The following is a 9,840-nucleotide window of genomic DNA, read 5'->3' as shown; positions in this document are numbered from 1 at the left end:
AGAGGAATTGCCACAAGATACGATAAGCTAAAACGTAACTATCAAAGCGCTGTTGCTTTAGCTTGTATATTTATATGGTTGCCTCTTTAGCTCAATTTATCGGCTGTAAATGTCAACACACCCTAGTCAATAACAATAAAATCGAGTTAATCAGTCAACTTATCGGTGAAGTTTTGCTATAATCTTCCGTCATCCTTTTTTAATCTCCTTTACCACTATGCATTATCCTAAAGTTTACGATGTCATTGTTATCGGCGGCGGTCACGCGGGTACTGAGGCAGCTCTTGCTGCGGCACGTATGGGTCGACAGACTTTACTCTTAACTCATAATATTGAGACTTTAGGGCAGATGAGCTGTAATCCAGCCATCGGTGGTATTGGAAAATCACATTTAGTACGTGAAATTGATGCTTTAGGCGGTGCAATGGCATTGGCTGCCGATAAAGGTGGTATTCAATTCCGTATTTTAAACTCACGTAAAGGTGCGGCTGTTCGTGCGACTCGTGCGCAGGCTGACCGTATTCGTTATAAAGCTGCGATTCGTGAAACCCTTGAAAATCAAGCGAACTTGGATATTTTCCAACAAGCAGCTGATGACCTTATTGTTGAAGGCGATACCGTTAAAGGTGTAGTCACCCAAATGGGTATTCGCTTTGATGCGAAAACTGTTGTATTAACTACAGGTACATTCCTAGGTGGTGTGATCCACGTAGGTTTAAATAATGCTTCAGGCGGTCGTGCGGGCGATCCTCCTTCAATTTCATTGGCTGCGCGCCTTCGTGAATTGAACTTACCTGTAGGTCGCTTAAAAACTGGTACACCACCACGTATCGATGCACGATCAGTTGATTTCTCTGTGATGACGCCACAGCCGGGTGATTTCCCATCTCCGACTATGTCGTTCATGGGTGATGCATCGATGCACCCTGAACAAATCAACTGTTACATCACGCATACCAATGAAAAAACTCACGATATCATTCGTGGCGGCTTAGACCGTTCACCAATGTATACTGGTGTGATTGAAGGTGTGGGTCCCCGTTACTGCCCATCGATTGAAGATAAAATTCATAAATTTGCCGATAAAGATTCGCATCAAGTGTTCTTGGAACCTGAAGGTTTGGACACACATGAGCTTTATCCAAACGGTATTTCAACTTCTTTACCATTCGACGTTCAGTTTGAATTGGTGCGCTCGATTCGTGGTATGGAAAATGCGCACATTTTGCGTCCGGGTTATGCGATTGAGTACGATTATTTCAATCCACAATCATTGAAATTCTCTTTAGAAACCAAATCGATTAATAACTTGTATTTTGCAGGTCAAATTAACGGTACAACAGGTTATGAAGAAGCGGGTGCGCAAGGTTTGCTTGCAGGCTTGAACGCAGCACGTCGTGCATGGGATCAAGAGCAATGGACACCGAAACGTGATGAAGCGTACATGGGGGTATTGGTTGATGACTTGATTACTCTCGGTACTAAAGAACCGTACCGTATGTTCACTTCACGTGCGGAATACCGATTGATGTTGCGTGAAGATAATGCAGATCAGCGTTTAACAGCAATTGGCCGTGAAATGGGTCTTGTGGATGATGCGCGTTGGGATTCGTTCTGCCAAAAAATGGAAGCAGTTGAAACGGAGAAAGGTCGTTTACAACACCTTTGGGCAGCGCCAAACAATCCACTAGGCAAAAAATTCGTTGAAATGACTGGTGATGACCTGTCTAAAGAAACCAATGCGATCGATTTGCTCAAACGTCCAAATATCAACTTCTCACAAATTGCTGAATTGACAGGTTCAGAAGTTTCAGCATTTGTGGGTGAGCAAATTGAAATTGCAGTGAAATATGCGGGTTATATTAACCGTCAGCAAGAAGACGTTGCGCAAATGAAGCGTTTGGAAGATACACGTATCCCTGCTGATTTTGATTACGATGTAGTTTCTGGTCTTTCACGTGAAATCACTATGAAGCTGAAAAATGTATTGCCTGAAACATTGGCTCAAGCAAGCCGTATTCCGGGTGTTACACCTGCGGCTGTTCAATTGGTGATGATTACGATTCGTAAGAATAACCAAGCGAAAAAATCTGCATAAGATTTTGAGTTAAATAAAAAACCCGCTCAGTTGCGGGTTTTTTATTACCAATAAATTATTGGCTGCTGGTATTTGATCGGATTAAATGAATATTTTGATCATCATTAGTTTTAGCTATGGTTTGATTATTAAAATCTTTCATAAACTTAAGTGATTGATAGTAAAATATAAATACAAAAAATAAGATCTAAAAACTATTGATATACAAAGTTTTAGGTTTTAATGGTGGGCTTTTGGTCGTGTGAATTCCGACCTTTGTAGTGGTATTTATTCTACCCAATAAAGCCGAAACTTCAGGGCATGGCGTACAAGTGGGTTTACGCTACATGAATGGAGTTCGATTATGGCAAATCAACAATCGGGAAAAATGCAAAAATTTCTAACGGTATTTTTGTGTTTCTGGGTAGCATTTTTTGAAGGTTTTGACCTGCAAGCGCCCGGTATCGCAGCAAAAGGAATCGCAGCGACATTTTCCTTAGATCAAGTGCAAATGGGCTATGTGTTTAGCTTAGGTGTGTTTGGTATGTTATTTGGCGCGTTCTTTGGGGGGCGTGTCGCTGACTATTTGGGACAGAAGAAAGTCCTGATGTTGTCGATTTTTATCTTCGGTGTATTTATGTCTATCACGGCAGTTGCACCAAGCATTGAAATTTTATATATCGCACGATTCTTTACAGGTTTAGGTTTGGGCGCTGCGATGCCAACGATGATCTCGGTGGTGGGTGATGAAGCGACGGATGCTAACCGTGGGCGCTTAAATAGTTTGATGTACTGTGGCTTACCCGTAGGTGCAATCTTTGTTGCTGGCTTGGGTATTATCTTTAAAGATATCTCATGGCATACACTATTTTTAATTGGTGGTTTAACGCCTTTAATCTTGATTCCATTCATGGCGATTATCTTAAAAGATAAGCGTACAGAAAAAGTTCAGGCAGAAAGCAAGGAAACGGTTCCAGCGATGGGGCAAATCCTTTTTGCTGAACAGCGTTATAAGTATACATTGCCGCTTTGGCTGAGTTTCTTCTTTACCTTAATGGTGAACTATATTCTGATCAGTTGGTTGCCTAACTTGCTTATGGAACAAGGACTGGAAAAGCAACAAGCTTTCATGATCATGTTGATGTTCCAAGTGGGCGCAGTGATTGGTACGCTGGGTTTAGGCTACTTGCTTGATCGGCTAAAATTATGGCAAATGGCAGTGATTATCTATTCAGGTTTGTTTGTAGCATTATTTGTGTTGTTTACAACAAATTCCATTCCTGTACTCATCGCAGCAGGCATCATGGGCGGAATTTTCTCTACAGGTGGTCAATCGATTTTGTATGGGATCTCTCCAATTTTCTACACACCAGCGGGGAAAGTGACAGGTGTGGGAAGTGCAATTTCATGGGGGCGTTTGGGTGCAATGACAGGTCCATTACTTACAGGCAAGATTTTGGCGCTAGGTCTAGGAACGACAGGTATTTTAATTGCAAGTGCGCCGGGTATTGCTTTGTCGGCTATCGCGGTGGCTGCATTGTCAGCCTATAAGTCATCCCTCAAGAAATAATCGAAATCAGTCATATTTAAAGGAGCTACGGCTCCTTTTTTATTGAATAAATATCTTTAGCTGAAACTAAGTTTTGTTAGAATAAATCTAATATTCATGAATAAATTTACTTCTATGTCTTATCAATTGATCGAACTTGATATTTCTCCTTCAGATAACATTCAGTGTCCACATTGTCAGCAGCAAGTGATTGATTGGTCAGAAGAGCAGTATGTACAGCCATGTGAGCATGTGCTGTTTATTGCAATGGATATTGGTTTTGAGTTTATTACAGATGAATTTGAGCAAACCATGCAGCATACAGTCGATGACTTGCATGCCAATGATGATCAATATCATATGTTTACTGAAATTACCGCCTCGAGCTTCCCTGAGTTTCTGATTTATAAGTCTGATTTAGGGGTGGAAGGTTATTCACGTTATGTCGGCTTTACGGCATAAAATATTGCTAAAAAATCTCAAAATAAAAAAGCCAGTCAAGTGAGTGGCTTTTTTAATGTAAATTAGAAAATTAACTTTCTAATTCTTCTTCGACATCATCTTCGGCACTGTCCATACCGAGTTCTTTAAGTTTACGGGTTAAGGTATTGCGACCCCAACCTAAAAGTTCTGCTGCATGGCGCTTACGCCCACGTGTTTGCTGTAGTGCAGCATTGATGAGGGTGCGTTCAAACATTGGTGTGGCAATGTCGAGAATTTTCATCTCACCATTTTTAAGTTTTTGTACGGCCCATTGACCAAGTAACTCATCCCAGTGATGCACACCAATACGATCAATCCCTTGAGTAGCAGGATTGCCATCTGTGCCTTGAATTGGAATCTGTTTTAATTCAGACGGTAAATCTTCTGGATAAACTTCACGGCCTGTGATCATAACCGTTAACCAACGACAGGTATTTTCAAGCTGACGCACATTACCTTGCCACGGCAGTTTTTGCATGTATTCTTGCGTTTCAGGACGCAGAATTTTAGGGCTTACCCCAAGTTCTTTACCTGCACTTGCAAGGAAGTGCTGTGCAAGCATCGGAATATCTTCACTACGATGTGCAAGTTTTGGAATATGAATACGAATCACGTTTAGACGGTGGTACAAGTCTTCACGGAAGCGACCTTCATGTACTAATTTTTCTAAGTCTTGGTGTGTCGCTGCAACGATACGGACATCCACCTTGACTGGGATGTGACCACCGACTCGGTAGAATTCGCCATCCGCTAAAACACGCAGTAAACGTGTTTGGGTTTCAAATGGCATGTCGCCAATTTCATCAAGGAAAAGAGTCCCGCCATTGGCTTGTTCGAAACGCCCTTGACGCTGTGTGTTGGCACCGGTGAACGCTCCTTTTTCATGACCAAATAATTCAGTTTCGATCAAATCTTTTGGAATTGCTGCCATGTTGAGGGCAATAAATGGCTTATTGCCACGTGGTGAGTGTTTGTGCAACGCATGCGCAACCAATTCTTTACCCGTGCCTGATTCACCATTAATTAATACGGTAATGTGTGATTGAGAAAGACGGCCAATGGCACGGAAGACTTCCTGCATAGCAGGTGATTCACCAATAATCTCTGTAGATTGAATCGGTTGAACGGTTTTTGCAGATTCTTGTTGTTGTAATTTGGCAATATGTAAAATTGCACGGTTAACAAGTGCTAAAGCTTCATCAATATCAAAAGGTTTTGGTAGATATTCAAAAGCACCCGTTTGATAGCTCGACACAGCAGATTCTAAATCTGAATGTGCGGTCATGATAATTACAGGTAAGTCAGGGTAGTTGCCTTTGACTTTACCTAAAAAGGTCAGTCCATCAATACCCGGCATACGGATGTCTGTCAAAATAACATCTGGCGCATCGACACTTAACTGATCTAAAGCGGATTGTGCTTCTTCAAAACTGGTAACATCAAAACCTTCTTCTTTGAATGTTTTTTCCAGCACCCAACGCATGGCGCGATCATCATCGATGACCCAAATCTTATTACGCGACATGATCTGACTCCCAAGGTAAATATAGGCTAAATACTGTTTTTCCAGGAACTGATTGGCATTCAATCATTCCGTTATGTTGATGCATAATATTTTGTGCAATGCTCAGGCCGAGACCTGTGCCTTTCGCTCGTCCTGTCACTAAAGGGTAAAATACGGATTCTAATATTTCTTGTGGGACACCTGGTCCATTGTCCTCGATGTCAATGCGTACCGCAGAACGTTTTAATACACCGTTGATGGTGACTAGCCGTTGAATACGTGTGCGCAAGGTGAGTTCTGGTTGATGCTCAACAAAGAACTCTTTATTTTCAGTCATCGCCTGAACAGCATTAACACTGATATTCAGCATGACCTGAATTAATTGATCACGATCTGCCAGTACATCTGGTAAAGAAAGGTCGTAATCACGAGTGATCTTAATTTTCTTTTTGGTTTGGTTGACGATCAGTGAACGAACACGTTCAAGGGGTTCATGGACATTGACTGGTTCGTAACTTGGTAATTGTCTTGAACCAAGCATAGTGTCAGCAAGATTACGTAATCGGTCTACTTCACTAATAATAATGTCGGTGAATTCGCTGTACTTCGGATCATTTAAGCTACGCGCTAAAAGTTGTGTCGCCCCACGGATACCACCGAGTGGATTTTTAATTTCATGGGCAACACCACGAATCAGTTGTCGTGCGACTTGATGCTGTTGAATCAGGTTTTCTTCTTTAGAGATTTTTAACATCCGGTCGATTTGATTGAGCTCAATCAATAGCAAAGGGTGGTAGGGTTTACCTGAGTTGAGCTGTGACACGGTGTAATCGACATGAATGTCTTTAAAGTTGACATTAATCGTTGCTTCTCGGCGCGTATAGTGTTGACCAGAAGTTAATGTATTCATTAATGCATCATGCGTATTGAATTCATCATCGGGCATATGAAGTAAATTTAATACAGGCTGACCTGATGCACGAAGTAAGCTGATGTCAAAAAGCGCTTCACAAGATGAATTTAAATAAAAAATATTCAGGTTGCTATCGACCAATAAAATGGCAGTGGTTAAATTATCCACTAAAAGCCGGTAATCAATCGTCATAGTCTGATCCATTAGCGAGAGGTTCCTGTCTTAAAATGGCGCAATGGCATCTTCATAAAGCAAATCGTTCAATCTAATAAGGTTCGAATTGATGCAAGTTATGCAAGATATAAGCCAACTATTTCAGAAATACGCTAAGTTTTGATGCTTATTTGAATAAATGCGCTTATTTAAGACTTTAAATAAAGTGTATAGCTGATTAAAAACAGGCTGTAAATCTAAAATGCATTAAAATGGTGCAAATGAAATTATATGGATGAATTTATAGCATTATTTTGGTGCGTGATATAAAGAGTGGTCTTTTCACCTGTTTTTATGTTTTGAAAAGACATACAATACGCGGATTATAGTGGAGCGCAGATTCATGAAATCCCCCAAAGTCGGTTTTGTTTCTTTAGGTTGTCCTAAGGCATTGGTAGATTCCGAACGAATTTTAACTCAGTTAAAGACTGAAGGTTATGATGTAGCATCAGATTATGATGGTGCAGATTTAGTAGTTGTAAATACCTGTGGTTTTATTGAATCTGCAGTACAAGAGTCGCTAGATGCCATTGGCGAAGCGATGAGTTCAAACGGTCGCGTAATTGTGACTGGTTGTTTAGGTAAAGACGAAGACAAAATTCGCCAAATGCACCCAAATGTCTTAAAAGTGACAGGTGCTGCGGCATATCAAGAAGTGATGGAAGCTGTGCACGAATACGTGCCTGAGCCACCAAAACACAATCCGTTTATTGATCTAGTACCTGAACAAGGTATTCGATTAACACCAAAACATTATGCTTATTTGAAAATTTCAGAAGGTTGTAACCATCGTTGCACATTCTGTATCATCCCAAGCATGCGTGGTGATTTGGTTTCTCGTCCAGTAGGTTCAGTGTTGACTGAAGCTCAAGCGCTGAAAAAAGCAGGTGTAAAAGAAGTCCTTGTGATTTCTCAAGATACATCGGCTTATGGCGTAGACACCAAATACAAATTGGACTTCTGGAACGGTCAGCCCGTTAAAACCAAATTCTATGATATGTGTGAAGCATTGGGTCAATTGGGTATCTGGGTGCGTCTGCACTATGTATATCCATATCCACATGTAGACGCTGTGATTGACTTAATGGCACAAGGCAAAATCCTGCCGTATTTGGATATTCCATTCCAACATGCAAGTCCTAAGATTTTAAAACTCATGAAACGTCCTGCGCACAGTGAAAATACACTAGAGCGTTTAAAAGTTTGGCGTGAGAAATGTCCTGATCTTGTGATTCGTTCTACATTTGTTGTGGGCTTCCCGGGTGAAACTGAAGAAGACTTCCAAATGTTGCTTGATTGGTTAAAAGAAGCGCAGCTTGATCGTGTGGGTTGTTTTACTTACTCACCAGTTGAAGGCGCGACTGCAAATGATTTGCCAGATCATGTGCCTGAAGAAATCAAACAAGAGCGTTATGAACGTTTCATGCAAGTTCAGCAAGAAATCTCTGCTGCGAAATTGCAAAGTCGTATCGGTCAGAAAATGACAGTACTTGTGGATGATCTTGAAGAAGAGTTCCCAGTTGCTGTTGCACGTTCTTATGCAGATGCACCTGAAATTGACGGTAATGTATTTGTTGAAGATATCGATAAGTCAGTGATTAAAGCAGGTGATTTACTTGAAGTGGAAATCACAGATGCAGATGAATATGACTTATTTGCAAAACTGATCTCGGTTAAGTCTGCTTAAACGATTCATTAAAAATAATTGAAATTAAATAATTCGGAGTTGATGATGCTTGATTCTAAAAAACCACGTTTTGGTCGCATCCTGCTTAAGCTTTCAGGTGAAGCTTTAGCGGGCAATAAAGAGATGGGTATCGATGCACAAGTGCTCGATCAAATGTCACTCGCAATTGCGCACCTTGTTGGTTTGGGTGTTCAAGTGGGTATCGTTGTCGGCGGTGGTAACCTTTACCGTGGCAGCCAATTACAAAAAGATGGTTTGGTTGGCCGTGTAACAGGTGACCAAATGGGTATGTTGGCCACTGTGATGAACGGTTTGGCACTTCGTGATGCTTTGGTACGACGTAATATCAAAACTCGTTTAATGTCAGCTTTACCTATTGGTGCAGTAGTTGAATCATACTCTAGCCGTGATGCTATTCGTCATTTAACTCGTGGCGAAGTTTGTGTATTTGTCGCAGGTACGGGTAACCCATTCTTTACGACAGATACAGCAGCATGTTTACGCGGTATCGAGATTGAAGCCAATCTTATCCTTAAAGCGACGAAGGTTGATGGCGTATACAACAAAGATCCAAGTAAATATGAAGATGCAGTGAAATACGATGCATTAACATTTGACCAAGTTTTAGATGAAAAACTGGGTGTGATGGATTTAACTGCGATCTGCTTATGCCGTGACCACAACGTTCCACTTCAAGTATTTGATATGAACAAATCAGGTTCATTACTTTCAGTGGTAATGGGTGAAAAAGAGGGTACTCACGTTACTAACTAATGTACGTGGGCCTTAAAGCTCTTTATACTACAAGCTATTTTAGAATTTACATCTTTTCGAATTAAGTAAGGAAGATCACATGATTAACGATCTTAAAAAAGACGCAGAAGACCGTATGAACAAATCTCTAGATTCTCTAGAGCATGGTTTTGCTAAAGTTCGTACAGGGCGCGCGCACCCATCAATTTTAAATGGTGTTATGGTTCCTTACTATGGCTCTGATGTGCCATTAAACCAAGTAGCGAACGTGGGTGTAGAAGACTCTCGTACTTTACTTGTTCAGCCTTTTGAACGTTCAATGGTTGCTGCAATTGATAAAGCAATCCGTGAATCTGACTTAGGCTTAAACCCGATTACTGCTGATGCCATCCGTGTTCCTATGGCTGCATTAACAGAAGAAACACGTAAAGACATGCAGAAAGTTGCACGTAACGAAGCTGAAAATGCAAAAGTTGCGATCCGTAACATCCGCCGTGATGTTTTGGGTGATATCAAAGCATTGTTGAAAGAAAAAGAAATTTCTGAAGATGATGAGCGTCGTGCGGGTGATGACATTCAAAAAATCACAGACAAATTCGTTGCTGAAGTTGAAAAACGTCTGGCTGCAAAAGAAGCTGAATTGATGAAGGTCTAAGTTTTA

General features: G+C 41.0%; 8 protein-coding genes and 1 pseudogene. 7 read left to right on the top strand and 2 right to left on the bottom strand.

Annotation, left to right across the window (positions count from 1 at the left end):
- The 4 genes and pseudogenes from FTU36_RS08210 to FTU36_RS08195 all read left to right on the top strand — a co-directional run.
- Positions 1 to 90: pseudogene (locus tag FTU36_RS08210) on the top strand (IS5/IS1182 family transposase); the annotation flags it as partial.
- 127 nt (positions 91 to 217) lie between these two features.
- The gene (gene mnmG / locus FTU36_RS08205) at positions 218 to 2,098 is read left to right on the top strand and encodes a tRNA uridine-5-carboxymethylaminomethyl(34) synthesis enzyme MnmG (protein WP_078188730.1); all 1,881 of its coding nucleotides are present in this window, start codon (positions 218 to 220) and stop codon (positions 2,096 to 2,098) included.
- A 343-nt stretch (positions 2,099 to 2,441) separates the two neighbouring features.
- The gene (gene mhpT / locus FTU36_RS08200; protein ID WP_180117415.1) at positions 2,442 to 3,647 is read left to right on the top strand and encodes a 3-(3-hydroxy-phenyl)propionate transporter MhpT; all 1,206 of its coding nucleotides are present in this window, start codon (positions 2,442 to 2,444) and stop codon (positions 3,645 to 3,647) included.
- Between the two features lie 114 nt (positions 3,648 to 3,761).
- On the top strand, positions 3,762 to 4,088 hold the full coding sequence (locus tag FTU36_RS08195) for a hypothetical protein (RefSeq protein ID WP_078193710.1): 327 nt from the start codon (positions 3,762 to 3,764) through the stop codon (positions 4,086 to 4,088).
- Positions 4,089 to 4,158: 70 nt separating this feature from the next.
- Here FTU36_RS08195 and glnG read toward each other — a convergent pair whose 3' ends face one another.
- On the bottom strand, positions 4,159 to 5,634 hold the full coding sequence (gene glnG, locus FTU36_RS08190) for a nitrogen regulation protein NR(I) (RefSeq protein ID WP_078188728.1): 1,476 nt from the start codon (positions 5,632 to 5,634) through the stop codon (positions 4,159 to 4,161).
- Positions 5,624 to 6,730 (bottom strand): nitrogen regulation protein NR(II), encoded by a 1,107-nt coding sequence (gene glnL, locus FTU36_RS08185; protein WP_078188727.1) that lies wholly within the window; start codon positions 6,728 to 6,730, stop codon positions 5,624 to 5,626. The genes glnG and glnL overlap by 11 nt, the downstream gene beginning before the upstream one ends.
- Positions 6,731 to 7,082: 352 nt before the next feature.
- Between glnL and rimO the strand changes: the two genes are divergently transcribed.
- From rimO to frr, 3 genes are all read left to right on the top strand, one after another.
- Positions 7,083 to 8,426: a 30S ribosomal protein S12 methylthiotransferase RimO gene (gene rimO, locus FTU36_RS08180; RefSeq protein ID WP_111883759.1), complete on the top strand. Its 1,344-nt coding sequence runs from the start codon at positions 7,083 to 7,085 to the stop codon at positions 8,424 to 8,426.
- A 45-nt stretch (positions 8,427 to 8,471) separates the two neighbouring features.
- Positions 8,472 to 9,200 carry a UMP kinase gene (gene pyrH / locus FTU36_RS08175; RefSeq protein WP_078193535.1) on the top strand — a complete coding sequence of 243 codons (729 nt, stop codon included), beginning with the start codon at positions 8,472 to 8,474 and terminating at the stop codon, positions 9,198 to 9,200.
- A 79-nt stretch (positions 9,201 to 9,279) separates the two neighbouring features.
- Positions 9,280 to 9,834, top strand: coding sequence for a ribosome recycling factor (frr, locus tag FTU36_RS08170; RefSeq protein ID WP_078188724.1), 555 nt, complete (start codon positions 9,280 to 9,282; stop codon positions 9,832 to 9,834).
- The last annotated feature ends 6 nt before the right edge of the window (positions 9,835 to 9,840 follow it).

Origin of the sequence: Acinetobacter sp. YH12096, assembly GCF_013419215.1 — a bacterium.
GTDB lineage: Bacteria > Pseudomonadota > Gammaproteobacteria > Pseudomonadales > Moraxellaceae > Acinetobacter > Acinetobacter amyesii.
This window is presented reverse-complemented; position numbering and strand designations above follow the sequence as displayed.